Below are 19,372 nucleotides of genomic sequence, written 5' to 3' on the forward strand. Positions count from 1 at the left end.
ATATAACCCCCAACCTTACTGGATGTAATCAGCGACCAAAGTCACACGACCTTGAGAACCGTAAGCCACCTCAGTGATATGAAGGTTGGGGTCATGTAATTCAGCGATAATGTGTGCTGCTGACATTTGAGGATCTAAAGAGGGACTTAAATCAATAGCGCGAGTAAAGACCCTTGGCCATTCCCAGTGAAGAGACTTGGTTAAGCCAAATAAACCCGCTCCAATAGCTGGGAAATTAACACTATGTTCTAATCCAAAAGCACCATCTAAACGAGTTACAGTTAAGAAACAACTGCGTTCATAACGGGCCAGTTGATTGAGAGATTGCTGGAGATGTTTGGCTATAAAGAAGATATGCTTGACAATTGCCTTCTCTTGTGGTAAGTAGGCAGGTTGTTGATTGGGGGCAAATAGGGGATGAATGTGGATAAAAGCCCCAATATTGCCGAAGTGAGTGGCGATCGCAGATAATTTGTGTTGTAGTAGTTCTTCGGTCATATCTGCAAGGACGACACGATTCACTCCGGCAGGTAAAGGGGATTGTTGGGGAACGATGGATGGGGGGAAACTTAAGATGACCACTTTGCCACCGCGATCGCTTAAACTTTGAGCTAGTTGGGAGGTAGTGAGGGAACCATCATCAGTGATAACGGTAACATATCCCTCTGGTAAAGCAAAATCTAAACTATCGGGGGGTGGCAAAAAATGCAGTTTAGCAGGTCGTCTGGTTACACCCTCAATTACCTGGACTGGCTGGTAACTAAACTGCGACTGGGGCTTTTTTTTTTCACCCCCAGCCAGCTTCTGGAGGTAATCAACTATTTGACCGATGGTGCGGATGTCTCCTAGTTCTTCCAGATTGGGTTGGGGTAAATTGGGGTATTTTTCTTGCATTGCGCCCAATATTTCTACCCGTTTAATGGAGTCAATGCCTAAGTCAGCCTCCATGTCCATATCCATTTCTAGCATCTCTACCGGGTAGCCAGTTTTATCGCTGGTGATAGCTAACAAGGTTTGACCCAAGTCTGTATAGTCGTCAGTAGTTGCTATTTGTGCTTCTATGGGTAGGGGTGTAGAGACAACCGGGGAGGTCGTCTCTACGGGACTGGGGATATTATTGTCCCCTATGGGGATAAGGGACAAGGGGGATGCCATAGATTCTAGCACGAGTTCTTGAGTCGTAGTAGAAGTTTGTGTTGCTACAGTAGCACTAAGGGCGACATGGGATTGCAGATATTCTACAACTTGACCAATGGTGCGTTTTTCGGATAATTCTTCTAAATTAGGCTGGGGTAGGTTGGGATGCATATCTTGCAATGCGCCCAAGATTTCTACTTTTTTAATAGAGTCAATGCCTAAGTCAGCCTCCATGTCCATATCCATTTCCAGCATCTCTACCGGGTAGCCAGTTTTATCGCTGGTGATGGCTAACAAGTTGTTACCCAAGTCGGCGAGGTCAATGGGCACTGGTAAGATTGAGGATGTAATAGAAGCTGCTGGTGTGGTTTCAATCACAGGTTCCGGTGTGGTTTCAATCACGGGGGCTACAGCTACAGGTACTTTTTCGGTAAGAACTGCTGCTGATGGGGTGGGCTGGGGATGCTCCTGGGCTGTAGCTACAGAATCACCGGAAATAATGTGAGAATATTCTTGTTGTATAAGTTGGAAAAAGTTTTTGGAGTATTCTAACTGTTCCAAAAGGTATTGTTCATGAATGCGGAGGGTTTCACTTTGCTGAGTGTGAAACTGCATCATCCCACGTTCGAGACTTTGCTTAACAATTAGTTGTAGTTGTGCGGCTTCTGCTAGAGATTTGCTGTTGTTAAACACAGCGTTCTGTTGCTGCATCAATTGGAAAAACGCCTTGGTGTATTCCATCTGATGTTGCAGATATGTCCCGTGGACTTGTAAATTTTCAGTTTGATTCTGTTGGAACTGGGTAAGGAGGTATTCTAAACTTTCTAGGGCTGTTTGGTAATTGACAGGTTTTTCTGGTGTTGGTTGCATTTTGGTCTCCGGGCTGCTGGTGGTTGGTGGCAGGGTAACAGGATGGGGTAGGGTAGCAGTGGGTAGCAAACTATCTGTAGGATGGGCAACCAGTCCATTAGTATGATTTTCTTTGACTGGTGGAGTTGTCACCATAACTGTGGCTGGGCCAGGTAAGCTATCAGACCCTTCAGGGGTTGCAGCAGTTAAACTCACTGTATGTCCATTCTGCAAAGCTTGAGTGAAGGCGTTTTTAGTTTTTTCGGATACATAGTTAACACCTTTTAAACGGACATTTAACGCCTTCTTCTGCTCAACTGGGGGTAGGACAGTTTCAACTTGGTAAGGGTCAAGGTTTTTTAAAGCTAGACCAAGAACGCGCAACTGTACCGCTGCTTCTCGTAGAGAGCGATCGCTGTTCTTGTGGGTGCTGGGGTTGAGGGAGATGGTCAGATGGGGGCGATCGCCTAAAATATCCTTGACTAAGTTGCTGAGAATCCGGCGCGGTCCAAATTCCACAAAGCAGTAACCACCAGCAGCATAGATATTTTCAATTTCCTGTTTAAACATCACGGAGTTAGCCAGGTGAGTTTCCAGGATTTTTTGGATACCTTGGGGGTCTTGGGGGTAGGGTTTACCTGTGACATTGGTAAACACAGGAATTTGAGGCGGATTAAATTTAACAGACTTAGTGGCGATCGCAAAGGATTTTTGAGCAAAAGCAATCAGGGGGGTGTGGAAAGCTGCAGACACAGGTAACAACACAGCGGTACAACCCTGGTCTTGTAAAGCTTGTCGGAGCTTAGTAATTTCTGCGGTTGGCCCAGCCAAGACCACTTGAGTAGGGGAATTAAAATTAGCGATCGTCACCTGGGGAAACTTCCGCAGCACCACTGCAACTTTACTCATGTCTTCCTTGACCGCCAACATACTTCCGGCGTCGTGGTCTGGGTCTTTAGGTGCGGCCATAGCCTGACCTCGAGACTTAACCAGAAACAAGTAATCTTCTTCACTCAGGACCCCCGCAGCCCATAAAGCCGTCAGTTCACCAAAGCTGTGTCCGGCGACAAAATCTGATTTAAAACCAGCTTGTTGCAAAATAGAATACAACCCGGCACTAAAGACCCCAATAGCGGGTTGAGCATATTCAGTGCGTTGCAGTGCTGCAACTTGGGCATTTTTCTCCGCCTCATCAAATACTGGACGGGGGAAGACAATATCCGAAAGTGACTGTAAATTATCCTTGAGTAATAAACTATCCATACAGCCATGTAAACGGCGCATAGTGGGAAAATTCATTACCACTTCCCGCCCCATTTCCAAATATTGCGAACCTTGTCCAGAGAACACAGAAACAACCTTTCCACCCAACTCCATCCCAGAGGAACGGTAATAAATACCCTGGGGATGTTCCCAAGAGGGTGCAGAGGCTTTGTGTTTGAGCTGGTCAATAGTAACTTGGATCAACTTACAGGCTTCTGGCAGATTTTCAGCTACAAACCCCACCCTAGGAGCTACCAAGGGAATTTCCAATGATTGGGATTCTTTGACTAAAGCCGCGAAATGTCTATCACCACCATCTCCTTGCAACTTACCCAGAGTTGCTTCACACTTACTCAAAAGTTCTCGGGGATTGTCAGCAAATAGTAGCACCTCATGAGCGGTACCATGTAAACGGTAGGGAAGGTTTTCTGAGGTTTCGTATTCTTCCAAAACCACGTGGTAATTTGTGCCCCCAAAGCCGAAAGAACTGACACCAGCGCGTCTTGGGGGTTCCCCTTCGGCCTTTATCCAAGGTCTGGTTTGAGTATTCAGATAAAAGGGAGAATTTTTGATATCAAGTTTAGGATTGGGCTGAGTAATATTAATAGTTGGGGGTAAAATCTTGTGATGCAGTGCCAGGGCTGTTTTAATCAAACTTGCTGCGCCAGCTGCGGCTTTAGTATGTCCAATTTGGGACTTAACACTACCCAAAGCAATATGCTGTTTTTGGGAATCATGTTGACTAAAGTAGTCCTTTAAAGAACCGAACTCGGTGGGGTCACCAGCCATTGTCCCAGTACCGTGGGCTTCCATTAATCCCACAGTGGCGGGGGAAAAGCCAGCATCATCATAAGCGCGTTCTAAGGCTTTAACTTGGCCTTCCTTGCGGGGAGCATAAATACTCTTGTAGCGACCATCGCTAGAAGTACCAATACCTTTAATGACTGCGTAAATTTTATCATTGTCCCGTTGGGCATCTTCGAGGCGTTTAAGAACAATCATCCCAATACCTTCACCGAGCATCATCCCATCAGATTGAGCGTCGAAGGGTTTGACATTTTCACTGGGGGAAACCGCCGGTGTTTTACTGAAAGAGATGTAAGCCATGATGGTGTTATCAGTATCCACACCACCTGTGAGCATCATATCAGCCCGATATTCCACCAGTTCACTAATGGCCATTTTCAGAGCGCCAAAGGAACTAGCACAAGCAGCATCAACTACACAGTTTGTCCCCCCAAAGTTGAGGCGGTTAGCAATGCGTCCAGCAACGACATTGGCTAGCATCCCGGGGAATGCATTTTCATCCCATTTAATATAGGCGCTTTTGATTTTTTCGATAATTTTTTGGGTATCTGCATCGGAAATACCACTGCTTTTGAGTGCCTTTTCCCAAACAGGATACTCTAACCGGGCTGAAAGTGGCATTCCCAATTGCTTGGCCATGGCCACACCTAAAATTACCCCGACATTTTCACGGCTAAATTGGCGAGATTCACCATAGCCCGCATCTTCCATTGCTTCTTTAGCTATGACTAAACTTAATAGCTGAGAAATATCTGTGACTTCTAAAATGCTGGGAGGAATACCAAATTCCATGGGGTTAAAATCTATTTCTGGAATAAACCCACCGCGTTTACAATAGGTTTTGTCCTCAGGGGTTCTGGGGTTAGGGTCGTAATAATCTTCAATGCTCCAGTGTGTGGGGGGAACATCAGTAATACAATCAATTTTGTTAACAATATTTTGCCAGTATTCCCGTAAGTTTCTAGCTTGAGGTAATAGGGAAGCCATACCGACAATGGCTATGGGGTTGTGTTGTAATTTTCTATTAATCTTATTCACTGACATGGGTTTCTCCTGGTGCGATTTTTTTTCGTCTATTGACCTAATCAAAGTTTTCTCAACACTGTTGATAAGGCTTTCTAACTCTGCCATAGCCGTATCAATTGAATAAGCAGACATAGGGCATATACTGTTGTTAAGTGGTATGAATTATGATTGCTCCTGTGGCGAATCTATAGCAATTCCTAATTCGTTGGTGAGAAACCACAAGTACACTTTACATCGTCAATCTTACGAGTGCCGATTACATATAATTCCGCTTGTGGTTTAAGTAAGTTTCACAGGGGTTACCTGACTCACATCCAATATGCTGTAACTGCTGGTTTGTCAGACAACACTTTTGTCACCCTAATTAATTTTGCAATGCACCATTGTGGAAATTATGTTATACAGCACTGGATTCTTGATATTGAGGTAATAGGTCAATCACGTTGTTGAAACTGGAAAAATAGTCTCGCAGTACGTTAGCTGCTTGACCTGTGAATTCCATCCACTCGTAATGATACAGATTTTCGGCAATTGTATCCCTCTGGAGCAGGGGTAACTGAGGACTAGCTACTAGGACAGAAACGCTTTTTTCTCCCAAACTGGTTTGAGTATCTAGTCTAACCGCAGCTACATAGCTGGTGTTAATGACAACGTTCTGTATTTTAATAAATGCCATAGACAGTTTCAACGTCCAGATAATTTATCTTAAGCAATTTGACCCAGAAAAGTTGACAATTTCGTTACAGAAAAAACATCCCCCTTACTTCTCAATTAATGTACTTTTCTGTAGAAATACTCACAGATTTATCAGGTGATGCCATTGCGGTTAGGTTTAGTTTTGCTTTTTTAATTTTCCACACAATAACTAGTTTGCCTTACCGATTTGAAAGGTCTGGATTAATCAAAACAATAGCATGATTCACAGAAACTAAATCATTTGTTTATGGGATTTTTATAAAAAAACTAGATTCTGGCTCCTGTGGGCTGGGGAAGAAGCAACAGAATTTTGTATAGATGTCAACTGGTATTACTTAAAAAAAATAAGCTCAATTGCTTGTATATCTGTTATTACGTATATTGTGATCAGAAAATAAAATAAAAAAAATACATAAGTTAATGGCATCAATATTTAGGTTGATTTTTCAGAATAACATCATAATTTGTGAACATAACAATACCTAGTTAGCATCAGAATAAAATCTCAATTTCTCAGATAGTGCATAATTAACAAAATTAATTTGTGATAAATTAGCTAAATTATCATGTGTTACAGACTAAGAGGATGTTTGGAAAGTATTAAACAGGTAATTTTTATATTAGGGAACAGGGAACAGGGAGCACCGAAGCACCGGAGCAGGGAATGGGGGACACTCCGAAACAATAAAATCCAGTCCCCTCCCCTTACAAGGGGAGGGTTAGGGTGGGGTGAAACAATAGTTGATACACTAATCATGACTTATCAAACATCCTCTAAGACACTAAGCTGATTCTATGGGGTACTTTACCAGTCCATTGCTGCCAACGCATGATTCCCCGATTCAAGAATTGGGGATTTTCATCGCCAATAAAACAGATGCGCGCCATTCTTTCGCAAGCAATGAGAATTTCTCCGTTACCGATAAACGGAGCAATGACAAAATTATTCTGATGGGTATATAAATTAATTAAGTAGTTGACAATACCCTCAACCCCATCAATATTAATTGGTGTTTGTGGCTGAGATATGGATTGGTGGGAAAAAATACCCACATAAATATTACCGAGAACGAATTCATATTGAAAGGGCATTTGGCTATGGCGATAAAAATCATAAATATGACCCTGGGAACGCAGCACGGCTACCACCCGCGCCTCATCTACTAGGTAATTATGCTCCCAAGTAGGGGAAAGGGTAGCGATCGCCAGGGCTGCATCGGATGGTAACAGATTGCGAAATTCTAAACTAGCAGTATGATGACAAGCCACTAAATGGCGGTCTAGCATCCATTGTTCACCAACTTTTACCCTTGGTTCATGGGTAGCAATGGCTGATTCTGGTTGACGTTGACGTTTTTTGAGGGCTAATTTAGCCTCCCTTTCGGCCATAGCACTGTTGTAAGCTAACAACTGTAATTCTTTTTGCTTGGCTGTGGCTTCCACAATCACTTGAGCTAGGCGTGCTAATTCTGGGTCATCTTTGGTCATCTGTTGCTGACTCCAAGCGTGATGAGATTCTTCGGCCAACAAACGCTCTTGATTACCGGCCCTAGCTATCTTCAGTAGTGCTGTAGGACTATTAGCAATTGGGGAACCTTTAATGATTTCTTTAACTTCTGGGTGGATACTTTTAGCAATTTGCTTACCATGCTGAAAGGTGCGTTCAGAGTAGCCCACTTCTTTGGCTAACTCTACAGTGCGCTTGAGAGGTGGTGAAACCGTTTCACCACCCTGAGTGGTATATTGATTATCGCCAACCTTAGCGCGAAGCCCCATACGCTCTAAAATTTGGTCGCGCTCCCACCACAATTCTGAACGTTCCAGGGGTTGTAATTCATTACGAATCAAATTTTCGTCAATTTCTGCCAACCGGGATTGGTCAGCGTTTTCATAGTTGACAATATGACACTCAACGGTTTTGAGTCCCAAAAGTTTGCAAGCTGTCAACCGATGCAAACCAGCAATTAAATTTAGCTGTTGATCTACGGTAATCGGGTTTAATAAACCATTAGTCTGAATGGACTCCTTGAGATCATTCACCTTGTCGCCCTGGAGAGGACGGCGGTTAGGACCAATGCAAATTTTATCTATAGGAACTGTAGCCATAATTACTCAACTTCCCTATAAGTTCAAAATCTATGCAAAATACCATTAAGTATATTGCCCCAGTATACCCAATCGGTAAACAAGAAATCTAAATTCACATTGACAAGATGATAGTTTTCTGCAATGATGAAACACGAGATTATACAGTTTTTCCTAGTTAAAGTCCTAGTTAAGGTTTCTCAGCACTGCATAAATCTGGGGATATCAACCTTTTCCTACATATATGGTATTTTACACTACTTGATTGGGAATGAAATTAGGATAAAACTAAGGAAGATTTGCAGTAACGCCAACATTGTTTTTGCGGATAGTCTAGGATTTTAAGGCGGCTCTACAGGCGTACCACAATTTATATAGCAGGAATTAGACCGCTGAGTTTACTTAAAGTTTACTTCGGTGAAACCGTTGATTGCATTCAGATGATATGGACATTTAGGCTGTCCCTGGCATAGCATAATTGGAATAAAAATATGGCAGCAAACAAACAACGCCTGTTACTCATTAAACCCCGGAGCCGGTGGCGGTTAATTGTGGCGGCTTCTATCACTTTAGCCACTGGATTAGTAATTTACAGCTTTTCACAAAATCCATTCAGCCAAGAAGTGGTAACTTCTCCAGAGAATTTACCCCAGGCTGCTCCTGTAAAACAGGCGGTAACAGCTTTGGGACGTTTGCAACCTGAAGGGGAAGTAATTAATTTATCTGCACCCAATTCAGTCAACGGTGTGCGGGTAGAAAAAACTTTAGTCAGGGAAGGAGAAGCAGTCAAAGCGGGTCAAGTATTGGCATATTTAGAAAATTATTCGCGTTCCACAGCGGCGCTGCAACAGGCTTTAGACCAACTAGAAATTGCTAAAGCTAGACTAGCACAAGTCCAGTCTGGCGCTAAACCCGGAGATATTGCCGCTCAACAAGCTGCGATCGCCGGTTTAGAGTCCCAATTAAAAGGAGACCTTGCAGCTCAACAGGCCACAATCAACCGCATCCAAGCCCAAGTAGATAACGCCCACAGGGAAAACAATCGATATCAACAGTTATACACAGAGGGTGCTATTCCCGCCTCCTTAGCAGATACTAAAGCTTTGCAACTCCAGACCCTACAAACCCAACTCACAGAAGCCAAAGCCAACCTGAAGAGAACTCAGAATACACTCCAAGAGCAAATCAAACAAGCCAAAGCCAGACTTAACAGCTTAAAGGAAGTGCGTACTGTTGATGTTGAATTGGCACAAACTGAGGTTAATAGTGCTGTAACTGCCATCAAACAAGCAAAAGCAGACCAAGAATTAACTTATCTCAAATCTCCCATAGATGGTAAAGTTCTGAAAATTCATACTAAAACTGGCGAAGCCATTAGCAGCAATGGATTTGCTGAGATAGGTAAGATATCTCAAATGTATGTAGTTGCACAAGTGTATCAAACCGATATTCAAAAAGTAAATTTAGGTCAAACAGCTACGATTACCAGCAATGCCTTTCCTGGAAAAATACAGGGAACAGTCAGCGAAATTGGTTGGCAAGTGGAGAGACAAAGTATCTTTAGTCTTAATCCCGCAGCGGATACAGACCGCAGGGTAGTGGAAGTCAGAATTAGCATTAATGACCCCGCAGATAGTCAACGGGTCGAGCGTTTAACTAACTTACAAGTAGATGTTGCGATTCAAATTTAATTACAGATCTAATTACACACCCTTCGAGACAACAAAACCCAATGGTATTAAACCATGAACTTAAAAATTCCTTTAGCATGGCTACAGCTAGCCCAACAAAAAGTTAGGTTTTTGGTAGCTGTAGGTGGAATTGCTTTTATTGTGCTGCTGACATTTATTCAACTGGGCTTTCAAGATGCGCTTTATTCTAGCGCCACAGCACTGCATCAAAATCTCCAAGGGGATTTATTTCTAGTTAGTTCACAATATAAATCTTTGACTGCTACTCAAAGTTTTTCCCGCAGTCGTTTATACCAAACCTTGGGTTATGAGGGAGTAGAGTCAGTTAGCCCCATATATTTGCAATTTGCCAAATTAAAAAATCCCGATACTGGCGAGAAATATTCTATCTATATCATTGGCTTTGACCCGGGTAAGTCTGTATTGAATATACCAGAAGTTGCCACCAATTTAGATAAGCTCAAAATTCCCGATATCGTCCTTTTTGATCGCATTTCTCGCCCGGAATTTGGCCCCATCGCCAGTAATTTTACTGATGGAAATAGTGAACAGACAATTGAAATATTTCCCTTTGATGCACCCATTGGTTACAGAGTCAGGGTCGGGGGATTATTTAGCTTAGGGCCTTCTTTTGGTGTTGATGGTAACTTAATTGTCAGTGATTCCACTTTTTTGAGAATCAACCCTAATACTCGCCCCGCAGAAATGATTGATATTGGTGTGATTAGCCTCAAACCTGGTGCAAATCCTGATGCAGTTTTGCAAAAATTAACAGCTAATTTACCCAATGATACCCAAGTTTTTACCCGTCAAGGCTTTATTGACTTTGAGAGAGAGTATTGGTCTGTGAGAACACCTATAGGTTTTATACTCAACCTCATGTTAACCATGGCTTCTGTGGTCGGTGTTGTCATTGTCTACCAAATCCTTTACAGCAATATTACTAATCAATTGATTGCCTATGCAACCTTAAAAGCGATTGGATATGCTAATGGATATTTACTAAATGTAGTTTTTCAACAAGCATTAATCCTGGCTTTGTTGGGTTATATACCAGGTTTTATCCTGTCCATTGGCTTATATAGTTTTGCCATGGAAGTGACCAAGTTACCCATCATGATGACTGCTAATAATGCCATCATCGTTTTAGTTTCAGCAGTACTCATGTGCATTACTTCTGGGTCACTAGCTATTAATAAACTTCGTTCTACAGACCCGGCTGATATATTCTAGACCAGACTATTACGTAATTTACCCATTCCTGATATCTCCATGAACCTGCAAAATAAAACTCTCCTCGTCACTGGTGTTGATGAATTTATCGGTTGTCGGGCGGCAGAATTAGCCATAGCCCAAGGAATGAAAGTTAGAGGACTCCAAAGCTCTCCTCATGTCAACAAAACAGCCCAAGATTTGGGTGTTGAGATCATTGTCGGTGAAATTACTGACCCTAATATTGCTGAAAAAGCCTGTCGGGGTGTAGATATTGTTTTACATACTGCTCAAATTGCTCAAGAAGGTGGCTCAATTAAAGAATTTCGTAGCGTCAATGTTGGCGGTACCCTGAATATAGCCAAAGCCGCTAAAAACGCTGGTGTGAAAACTTTTGTCCATCTTTCTAGTGTGATGGTATACGGCTTTAATTATCCTGATGGGGTGACAGAAACTGGGACACTCTCGGGGGAAAATAATTCCTACTGTCAGACCAAAATAGAGGCCGAAACCGAACTGTTACCCCTCAATTCTCCCCCAGATTTTGGTGTAATTATTATCCGTGCTGGAGATGTTTATGGTCCGGGTAGTCCTGCTTGGGTAGTGCGACCGATTTTAATGATGCGCCAAAAATTATTCGCCTATGCTAATGATGGTCAGGGTGTGATGAATCATGTATATATCGATAACTTAATTGATGGGATTTTTCTCGCAGTTGAAAAAGAAACATACGGTGAAGTGTTTAACATTACCGATGGTCAACAGACCTCCTGGAAAGAATATTTTCTGCGTTTAGCCGCAATGGAAGGTTTAGCAGCACCCATGTCTTTACCCAAGGAGGAAATGAAGTTATTTCTGAAACTCCGAACCCAGGGACAAAAACTTTTTCGCAAAAAGGCTGACATCCTACCAGAATCTGTAGATTTTATGAGTCGTCCTTATGCTTATTCCATTGCTAAGGCCGAAACTCTATTAGATTATAAACCAAAGGTTGACCTGGAAGATGGTTTAAGACTTACACAAGCATGGCTCCAAACCACTGATATCGAAAAGCTAGGTAAATAGCTTTTCGATTTTACCAAACATCATATTATATGAGTAACCAGCCGAAGTTAAGTATCGGATTACCTGTATACAATGGCGAGAAGTTTCTCAAATCAGCCCTGGATTCACTTTTGGCTCAGACCTTTGCAGATTTTGAGTTGATTATCTCAGATAATGCTTCTACAGATCAAACTGAAGCAATTTGCCGAGCTTATGCAGCACAAGATCAACGGATTCGTTACTATCGTAATCCAATTAATCTTGGTTGTGCGCCTAACTTTAATCGTGTGTTTGATTTGTCTGTAGGGGAATACTTTAAATGGGCGGCTTATGATGATTTACACGCTCCAGAGTTTCTGATCAAATGTGTGGAGGTACTTGATCATAATCCACAGGTGATTTTGTGTCATTCCCATGTATATTTGATTGATGAGAATGGTAGTTTTTTGCAACCCTACAATATTCAACTCAAAACTGATTCACCACAACCCCATGAGCGCTTTCATCAGTTGCTGAGTAAACATCTGTGCTATCAGTTATATGGAGTAATTCGCGCTCAGGCTCTGAGGAAAGTACCACCTATGGGTAGTCATGGTACTGCGGATGGAATTTTATTATTAAGAATTGGCTTGCTAGGGGAGTTTTATGAAATCCCCGAATACCTATTTTTTGCTAGAAGCCATCCCCAACAATCATTGAGTATGTACTTTCCTGATTATCATTTGTTAACCCAAGGGGAATCTCAAGATACTGGGAAGATTTTACCTGATTTTTATGGTTATACAGTGTGGTTCGACTCGGCGAATCAAGGCAAAATCTTATTCCCTCATTGGAGAATAGTTTGGGAATATATGCGTTCTGTATGGCTATTTCCCCTGAGTCTTTATCAGCGTCTACGTTGTCACATCAGTATTTATCAGCAGTTGCAAGGCCATGAATATCTGTTGCTTAAAGATTTACTTAAAAATGCTCAAATAGTATTTTCTTTATGGAAAACAGCCAATCATCCCTTGGAAAAATTGCTGTGAAATATGGTTCAAACTAAAATCACTTTTTGAGGTCAAAGAAGTATGTTGAAAATCACACATCTGAGTCATGTAATCTTAGGGATTTTATTGAGTATTAGCTTTGCCAAAACCGTTAACGCCAAACCTACTGCCACATTGACAGTTGTGGTAGATGGTATTAATAGCCAAAAGGGTGAGATTTGCATGGGGGTTTACTCTAGCTCTAGGGGTTTTCCCTCCAATACTGATGCAGTGATTAAAAGCGCTTGTGTGCAGCCTAGGGGGACAAGTGTGACTCATGTTTTTTCTGGTTTGCAACCGGGAAGTTATGCAGTAGCTGTGGTGGATGATCGAAATGGCGATCGCAAAGTTAATAAAGACTTTCTGGGTATACCTCAAGAAGGTTTTGGTATTTCCCAAAATCCTACCGTGTCAATTTTCACTGGTGCACCCAAGTTTCACGATGCCAGTTTTTTAGTGATGCCAAATCAAAATACCACGATCAACATTTTGATGAAATATTCCCTTGATTCTTAAAGGGGAATAGGGAACACCGGAAGAGGGAAGAGGGAATAGGGAATAGGGGACACACAAAAAACAATAAAATCCAGTCCCCTCCCCTTACAAGGGGAGGGTTAGGGTGGGGTCAAGCAATACTTGATACACTAATCATGACTTGACAAACATCCTCTTAAAGGGGAATCGGGATTGGGGACGGGGATTAGTCGCGACTCGCCATTATACAAGGCAAAATCTGCCGGAGACTATTATATATGAAAGAGTTGACGATATTCATTACTCAGTCTCTCTTGGGTTGGCTGGCTATTCAAATGTGTTTAGCGCTAGTTTTTCTGTTCTATTTACGCTCATCAACAACCCAAAATTTATTAGCTGATGAACAGTTACCTAAAACGGCGGTGATTCTTTGTCTACGCGGTGCTGACCCTTATTTATCTGATTGTGTGGAGGCGCTGTTAAATCAGAATTATCCAGAATACGATTTAAAGGTGATTGTTGATAGTCAGCAAGACCCCGCTTGGCAAATTGTCACCGAAACCATCAAGGCACAAGAAGCTAGGAATGTCCAAGTTAGTCCTTTAAGGATCATACGATATAACTGTAGTCTCAAATGCAGTTCCCTGTTGCAAGCTGTTTCAGAATTGGATGATTCCTATGATGCGATCGCTGTGGTAGATGCTGATACCATTGTTCATACTAATTGGCTGCGGGAACTAGTCACTCCTCTAGCTCATCCCCACGTGGGAGCGACCACGGGTAACCGTTGGTTTGTACCCACACATATACCCACACAGAACTATTGGGGGTCTTTAGTCCGCTATATAGGTAATGTATCTACCGTTGTGCAGATGTACTTGTTCCAAGTTCCCTGGGGTGGGACTTTAGCAATTAAAACAGAGGTACTACGCCAAACAGGTCTGCTAGATAAATGGGGGGAAGCTTTGGGGGAGGATTTTATGATCCACAAGATCCTCAAAGAACATGGGTTGCGGGTTAAGTTTGTACCTTCTTTGATCATGCTGAATCGGGAAGAATGCGATTTACTCAGCTTCATAGAATCTCTTAAGCGCCAACTATTTTACTGTAGACTTTACCATCCCTCTTGGTTAGCCATCATTGGTGATGTGGTCTCTAGCATTCTGTTTCCCTCTATGGCAATAGTATTATTTCTGTTGTCGTTGTTAGATACACAGTGGGAGTTAACGGCTTTATTGTTGAGTACCTATTGCATTTACACTGTGGGATTACTATTAATCACCCTGATTTTAGAGTTAGGAGTCAGTCAAGTGATTCGCGCCCATGGTCAGCCAATTACCAAGTTATCCCTGGATATAGTTCGGAAAATATTAATTGCTATTCCCCTCACACAGTGGATCTACGGTTTAGCTTTTATATCTTCCCTAGGTATGTCAACAGTTAAATGGCGGGGTATTATTTATCGTGTAGAAGATCCCTGGAATATCCGATTAGTTGAATACCATCCTTATGATATGTTGGATCAACCTATTGACAGCAAAGTTTCTCTTTGAGCAGTAATAATTCCCTTCAATTCCTTTAGTTAATTGCTCAATCACACACTAGGAATTCAACTCAATCAATTAGTAATATTCCAGAATTCTTGAACCTGTCAATTTAATGAGCAACAAGATTCTCAACAGTTGAATACCCTCTGGATAAACTGCTCATACCCAGTGAACAAGAATAATGTATAAAAACATGATTCTTTTTGAACACAAATAAACAAATTTACTCAAATCATGAACAAGCCACCCCTTCGCATTGCGCTGTTTACAGGATTATATGCTCCCTTTTTGACTGGGGTTTCCATTGCAGTCCACCAGCGGGTACGCTGGTTACTACAACAAGGCCATGAAGTTCTGCTTGTCCACCCAGAAATTAACGACCAATACCCCAAAAATGTGGGTAAGCGTCCCATGTCAGGACTGGAAGAATTACAACATTTTCCTAACTTTTCTGCTTATTCTTTCCCCACTAAACCACTAATTTTTTATAAGTCCTTACCCCAACCCTTGAACTATCGCCATTGGAGTGATACCAAGTTATTAGAAAAGTTTCAACCCGATATTATCGTAGTGGAAGAAGCACCGCAAATGCGAGGGTTTTATTCACTATTTTTGCAAGGTTATGGCCGCCCTGTTGGGGTTGAATATGCCAAAAAAACCGGGACTCCTATTATTTCCGTTTTCCACACCGATATTGTGGCTTACATCCAATACTATTTGGGTAATCTGTTTTTCCAATTAATGCGCCCGATTATTCCTTTTTTGGTTAAGCAATCTACGCAAGTATATGATCTGAATTTATTTCCTTCTCAAGCACAACTCCAGAAGTATCAGCAGCTAAATTGCATCCGCGGTGAATATGTTCCCTATCAAGGAATTGATTGCCAAAAATTTCACCCGCGCAATATCATGTATGACCCCATTCCCCATGACCACAGACCAACTATATTATTTGTGGGGCGCATTACCGCAGAAAAGAGCGTCACCCAACTTATAGATATTTTCCCCCTGATTGCGGCGGAAATTCCAGATGTGCATTTGGTAATTGTGGGTAGTGGTCCGCTGGATAAAGAATTGCGCCGGCGATCGCAAAAGTTTAGCTCTGGTATTACTATCTGGGGTGAGTCCCATGGGACAGAACTGTTAGGTTGGTTTGCACGTGCAGATGTATTTGTCAACCCTTCTGTAACTGAAAATTTCTGCACTACAAATAACGAAGCCTTGGCTTCTGGTACTCCCGTAGTAGCTGTAGTTGCGCCTTCCACCTCAGAGCAGGTTTTCTCCGGTGTGAATGGCTTTTTAGCCCAACCCAATAGTAACCGAGATTTTGCGGATAAGGTGGTAACAATTCTCAGTAACGCACAACTGAAGGAGAAAATGAACCAACAAGCCCGCCCTTCTATTATTGAATATGATTGGTCAGCTTGTACACAGAAGTTTGAACGCAAGCTGTATCAGCTAGTTGAAGCTTTTCAAAAGTAGCCAATATGTAGCCAATATATCCAATGTGCCAGGGGTTAAAAACCCCTGTCTGATAGCTGAAGTCGGATGAATCCGACTGGAATCAGGTAGTTAAAATAATTCTCCTTGTAGGGTGTCCGGTTCTTTGTGAGCTGCTAGGCGGCAAATTTCCGACCAGGAAACTACTAGGCTGTTGTAAGCTGTGGCTTCTTGTATCCAGGCTTTTTTGTCACAAATGTTATATAAGCGATAGGTTAAGTCTTTTAAGATTTCCCACACAACTTTGGACTCAAATAATACTGTGGCGGCGCCGGTTTCCCCTTTTTTATCTAGGGTGTGGATCAGGTTTTGGGTAATTAACCAGTGTGACTTGGTGGGGTTGCTACTGTGTGGTAACTCTTCCCGGCGCAGTAGTCGCACCTTTCCACCTTCTGCGGAGACAATACCGCCATTTACTAAGCCTTGAACAGTGATATTTTTGGCTTTTGAGAGGGTTTCCGCCTCCCCGTAGAGTCCTTCATTAAATTGATGTTGTTCAAACCAGATCAAAGCCCAGCGGGTCTCTAGGTCAAATTCTCCCTCCTGTTCTGTGAGGTATTCATCCAACATTTGATTAATAAATTGTAGGGCGGTACGCACTCCTATGGCGGAACCGTCAGCTTCTAAAACTTTGGTGTAACGGGAAAAAACACCCATACCTGGACCAATGCTAGCTTGGGCTAAATCCACCGGGGCGATGTTACCTTGTTGCAGTTTTTCCACTGCTCCTGGGAGTTCCCGCTTGAGTTGTTGCAGAAATTGGCGACGGGTGGCGGAGGGGGCGGTTTCTAGACGGGGACGACACACCAGGACAATGGAGGAGGCCAGGGCGCCAACGTTTTTTTTAAGATTTGTTACTAATTCTGTCCGCATTGGCCAAGTACCCACAATGGTAAAACCAGCTTGGATTAAACCCTCTAGCATGGTTTCCCACCCGGTGGAGGCGGTGACACTTTCGTTATTTTTACTAGTTTCTGTTTCTGACTGTTTAAAGGCGTAATAAATAGTAACTGGATATTCAGGATGTGCGGTTTCTCGCATTCTGCTAAAGGCTTCACCTAAACCAGTTTCAAAAAAATCTTGAGCTTTTTGTTTATCACCGCCAAATCTGTAGGGGGTGGCGACTAGTTCCTGTGTTTTGGGTACTAGTAAGGTGCTGCAAATTTCTGGGTAAAGTTTGCCGATAGAACGGCGCAGCCAGATATAAAAGAAGTCGGCTAAGTCTGCATAGCCGATGTTATCGTAGTATGGGGGGTCTGTGGAGATAACCGGAGAGTTTGAATTAATTAATTGAATTTCAGTAGCATTAATTTGCTTAACTACACCAATTACCTTAGTGTGAGAATTCAATTCTAAAACCTTGACTAAATAATTAATTTGACCAATAAAATTACCAGTAGAATTGGAAAAAGGATTACCTTCTACAAAATCCCAAATCATGGGAATTGCTTGACGTGCAAATACTTGTTGAATGTTTTCACCCAGATTGTCCCAAAAGCAAAATGCAGAAGTGCGATTTGCTAATCTACTTACGTTCATACCCAAATAAGTCGCCACAGCATCAGCGTAAGCTGTCGCACCCATACCCCCCTCAGACAATGGTAAATGATCATCAGCCATACCCCCAGCTACAGCATCCAGTTTGACCTGTTCCCTGGCGACGCTGACTAAATCGCTGAAGGTGGTTAAGGCGACAAGCTGACGGGGAGTGAATAATTTATCAAATGTATTAATTCCATAATTTGGTGTGTTAAAATTACGAGGATTATCTGGTAAATTTGCCTCTGGTTTCCATTCTGGCTTTGCAGACAAAGCCACCTCGATCTGCTCATCATTCGGGGGAATATACAACCGTTGCTTTTGACCCTCCGCCACAATAGCCATTAACTGAGCGTTCATTCTTCCTGCTTTCCCCTCCTGGCGGATGTGGTCAAAGGTTACAGGACTGTCACAACAAACACACATCGCCCCTCTGCGGTTAACAGTTCCCTCCCGTGGTGTTCCCTCCCCGGTTTTGACTGCAAAACTCACCCTAGGGGGTTGGTGACTCCTATCAATTACAGGTTCTACCCAAACTTCCTTACCCTTTTTAGTAGATAATTTAAAAGAATTTACCAAAGGCATTTGCGCCCCACAAGCGGGGTTAGGACATTTCACAGTCCGCGCCCACAACCAAGCAATTACCGTTGCTTCCCCACCCCCATACTCCTGGGGTAAACTCACCTTGGGGTACAAATGGCCAATAGTTTTAAAAGCTTGCTCCCGCATCCATGCCCCATAATAGCGCACATCGTCAGCTAACCCTTGGGCTCCGTACCATTGGGCGGTTTTTAACCCTGTTTGCGCTTGGGGGTTGACGGGGGGTTGATTTTGAAATTTGGGGGGAATTTCAATTAAGGCTTTAGTAATTAGCACCGCCACGGGGTTAATATCACTACCATGGGCGACTAAACCTAGGCGTTGTCCTTCTAGGGGTATGGAACCACCACCACAGAAGGGGTCATAAACCGGGGGTGCATAGTTTTGTAAATATGTACGTACTTCTACTGGGTCTACGGGTGGTGTTTCGTTGCGACTCCAAGCCAGACAGCGGGCAATTTCTGCTTGGGCTGCTTCGATAATTTCCCGGTTATTCACACTATCCCAAGAGACTAAACCCTGAACTACCTGCTCCGCTTTCCCTTTTTTGTCAACGGTAACAATTTTACCAATGATATCAAATAACCGTTGTCTTTCTTGTGCTTGGTCTGCATCTGTGGGGAATTTATCGGGGTGACTAGATGGGTCATCTACTAGGGAAGCAAATAATACCGCCCTACAGGTGGCTAAAGGTCGCCTAGCCCACCATAAATGTAATGTAGAAGGATGTCCGTGTCTAATGGATTTTTCCCTGGCTGATTCTTGATTAATTGCTTCTAGGGGTAGGGCGACTTCTATTAATTTTTTTTTCATCAGAGTAACCAGGGAATACTTATGATATTAATTTACCTCATGGGATGGTGAATGGGGATAT

Annotated in this window: 11 protein-coding genes; 7 read left to right on the top strand and 4 right to left on the bottom strand. The window is 42.7% G+C overall.

Annotation, left to right across the window (positions count from 1 at the left end; translation table 11 throughout):
* Positions 1-15 precede the first annotated feature (15 nt).
* From IM676_RS10490 to IM676_RS10500, 3 genes are all read right to left on the bottom strand, one after another.
* Positions 16-5,214 carry a type I polyketide synthase gene (locus tag IM676_RS10490; protein WP_200986871.1) on the bottom strand — a complete coding sequence of 1,733 codons (5,199 nt, stop codon included), beginning with the start codon at positions 5,212-5,214 and terminating at the stop codon, positions 16-18.
* Between the two features lie 265 nt (positions 5,215-5,479).
* The gene (locus IM676_RS10495) at positions 5,480-5,758 is read right to left on the bottom strand and encodes a hypothetical protein (protein WP_200986872.1); all 279 of its coding nucleotides are present in this window, start codon (positions 5,756-5,758) and stop codon (positions 5,480-5,482) included.
* 794 nt (positions 5,759-6,552) lie between these two features.
* Positions 6,553-7,884, bottom strand: a complete 1,332-nt coding sequence (locus IM676_RS10500) for a ParB/RepB/Spo0J family partition protein (protein WP_200986873.1) — start codon at positions 7,882-7,884, stop codon at positions 6,553-6,555.
* A gap of 470 nt (positions 7,885-8,354) precedes the next feature.
* Here IM676_RS10500 and IM676_RS10505 point away from each other — a divergent pair, with 470 nt between their 5' ends.
* The 7 genes from IM676_RS10505 to IM676_RS10535 all read left to right on the top strand — a co-directional run bounded on the left by IM676_RS10505 (position 8,355) and on the right by IM676_RS10535 (position 16,341).
* Positions 8,355-9,554 (top strand): ABC exporter membrane fusion protein, encoded by a 1,200-nt coding sequence (locus IM676_RS10505; RefSeq protein WP_200986874.1) that lies wholly within the window; start codon positions 8,355-8,357, stop codon positions 9,552-9,554.
* 54 nt (positions 9,555-9,608) lie between these two features.
* Positions 9,609-10,787, top strand: coding sequence for an ABC transporter permease DevC (gene devC, locus IM676_RS10510; RefSeq protein WP_200986875.1), 1,179 nt, complete (start codon positions 9,609-9,611; stop codon positions 10,785-10,787).
* A gap of 39 nt (positions 10,788-10,826) precedes the next feature.
* Positions 10,827-11,831: an NAD-dependent epimerase/dehydratase family protein gene (locus IM676_RS10515; RefSeq protein WP_200986876.1), complete on the top strand. Its 1,005-nt coding sequence runs from the start codon at positions 10,827-10,829 to the stop codon at positions 11,829-11,831.
* A gap of 29 nt (positions 11,832-11,860) precedes the next feature.
* Complete coding sequence (locus tag IM676_RS10520; protein WP_200986877.1) at positions 11,861-12,838, top strand: glycosyltransferase family 2 protein; 978 nt, start codon at positions 11,861-11,863, stop codon at positions 12,836-12,838.
* Positions 12,839-12,880: 42 nt separating this feature from the next.
* Positions 12,881-13,354 (top strand): DUF2141 domain-containing protein, encoded by a 474-nt coding sequence (locus IM676_RS10525; protein ID WP_200986878.1) that lies wholly within the window; start codon positions 12,881-12,883, stop codon positions 13,352-13,354.
* 236 nt (positions 13,355-13,590) lie between these two features.
* Entirely contained in the window at positions 13,591-14,865 is a 1,275-nt protein-coding gene (locus tag IM676_RS10530; protein ID WP_200986879.1) for a glycosyltransferase, read from the top strand.
* Positions 14,866-15,093: 228 nt separating this feature from the next.
* Positions 15,094-16,341: a glycosyltransferase gene (locus IM676_RS10535; protein WP_200986880.1), complete on the top strand. Its 1,248-nt coding sequence runs from the start codon at positions 15,094-15,096 to the stop codon at positions 16,339-16,341.
* Positions 16,342-16,431: 90 nt separating this feature from the next.
* Here the strand turns inward: IM676_RS10535 and IM676_RS10545 are convergent, their stop codons facing one another.
* A complete protein-coding gene (locus tag IM676_RS10545) occupies positions 16,432-19,311 on the bottom strand; it encodes a DUF1156 domain-containing protein (protein WP_225880328.1) in 2,880 nt (959 codons plus the stop codon).
* Between the last annotated feature and the right edge of the window lie 61 nt (positions 19,312-19,372).

Source organism: Anabaenopsis elenkinii CCIBt3563 (assembly GCF_015245355.1).
Classification (GTDB): domain Bacteria; phylum Cyanobacteriota; class Cyanobacteriia; order Cyanobacteriales; family Nostocaceae; genus Anabaenopsis; species Anabaenopsis elenkinii.

Coding starts and splice junctions, on each gene's coding strand:
- IM676_RS10490 (WP_200986871.1), bottom strand. CDS start 5,214: ATGTCTGCTTATTCAATTGATACGGCTATGGCAGAGTTAGAAAGCCTT.
- IM676_RS10505 (WP_200986874.1), top strand. CDS start 8,355: ATGGCAGCAAACAAACAACGCCTGTTACTCATTAAACCCCGGAGCCGG.
- IM676_RS10520 (WP_200986877.1), top strand. CDS start 11,861: ATGAGTAACCAGCCGAAGTTAAGTATCGGATTACCTGTATACAATGGC.
- IM676_RS10500 (WP_200986873.1), bottom strand. CDS start 7,884: ATGGCTACAGTTCCTATAGATAAAATTTGCATTGGTCCTAACCGCCGT.
- IM676_RS10515 (WP_200986876.1), top strand. CDS start 10,827: ATGAACCTGCAAAATAAAACTCTCCTCGTCACTGGTGTTGATGAATTT.
- IM676_RS10495 (WP_200986872.1), bottom strand. CDS start 5,758: ATGGCATTTATTAAAATACAGAACGTTGTCATTAACACCAGCTATGTA.
- devC (WP_200986875.1), top strand. CDS start 9,609: ATGAACTTAAAAATTCCTTTAGCATGGCTACAGCTAGCCCAACAAAAA.
- IM676_RS10545 (WP_225880328.1), bottom strand. CDS start 19,311: ATGAAAAAAAAATTAATAGAAGTCGCCCTACCCCTAGAAGCAATTAAT.
- IM676_RS10535 (WP_200986880.1), top strand. CDS start 15,094: ATGAACAAGCCACCCCTTCGCATTGCGCTGTTTACAGGATTATATGCT.
- IM676_RS10530 (WP_200986879.1), top strand. CDS start 13,591: ATGAAAGAGTTGACGATATTCATTACTCAGTCTCTCTTGGGTTGGCTG.
- IM676_RS10525 (WP_200986878.1), top strand. CDS start 12,881: ATGTTGAAAATCACACATCTGAGTCATGTAATCTTAGGGATTTTATTG.